This is a genomic window from Candidatus Symbiopectobacterium sp. NZEC135 (assembly GCF_025962695.1).
In genome coordinates, this window is record NZ_JAGFPF010000694.1 from 1 (window position 1) to 1,029 (window position 1,029).

The 1,029-nt window shown below is 47.6% G+C and carries 1 protein-coding gene and 1 pseudogene; both read left to right on the forward strand.

What is annotated here, in order from left to right; all coding sequences use genetic code 11:
- Window positions 1-493, forward strand: a pseudogene (locus tag J5224_RS29790) (type III secretion system protein); the annotation flags it as partial.
- 71 nt (window positions 494-564) lie between these two features.
- A partial coding sequence (locus tag J5224_RS29795) for a hypothetical protein (RefSeq protein WP_264628668.1) occupies window positions 565-1,029 on the forward strand: 465 nt, incomplete at its 3' end.

A 1,029-nucleotide genomic window follows, 5' to 3' on the forward strand; every position in this document is an offset into this window, starting at 1 on the left:
GGAATCAGCCTCAATAGAAAACAATTTGAAAAGGTCTCATCAACTTAACGAACAAGCGGATATGGCCAGAAACGGCCTACAGCACCATAAGGATAAATTGGTTAATGACGGTATCACGGTCGATAGTGATGTTTCCGCACGTCTGGTACAAGCACACGCAAAGTTGAATACGGAAAGTCAAATACTGCGCGATAGCCATCAACAAATATCGAATACATCGATGAAAAACCGCATTCAAGCCGATGCTTTGATGCAAGCTAGCCGATCGGTTCACGATATCACACAGGGGACATACGGTGTCACGGCGGCGGAGCAAAGCAAAGAAGCCGAAATAATGCGAGCGAATCAAACGGTGAGTGGTGAAGTGGACAGTGTTCATCAGCAAACGGCAAAAAAATCCAGTGAGGGCGAATCTGCCTTACGGCAAGCGTTACTGGCTATTCTTAATAACAACAATGATGCGGTCTCCGCAGTTGCCAGCAAGATGGCATAACGCATTCGCGGCTTCTGTTGCGACATCTTCTTGATAGTTGAGCCGCTATCTCTTTTATTTTGGGCGAAAAAATGACTATTTCTACTGTGCTATTACCGGCCTGCACGGCAAGGTTTCCCGGCGTGGACGCCGCTCCCTTTACCACAGCAGCGTCTTGGCAGGGGGCACCGGAGGTCTCCGAGGCTTATTCGCTGCATGATGTGAAAACCGTTTTGCTGTTTCTTATCACTGACAACCAAGAGGAAAATACGCTAACCCGATGGCCGATAGCATTCTGCGAAATGCATGACAAAATGCTCAGTCTTGAGCAGTTGCTTACCCGTTTTAACATGAATCCCAGTTTGCCATCCGGTGAGAAATTATTGCAGTACGTTGACGATATCCGTCTTGCGCAACAACAGAGTGCTTTGCCGGGAGAAAACGGCGATGACATAACAGCGCAGTTGACGGCATTGCAGCAGGCCATTCAGGCGCAACTTAACAAGATTCAGCATCAGATTCGTGACGACAAGTTGAATAATAAAGCATCGTTAGCC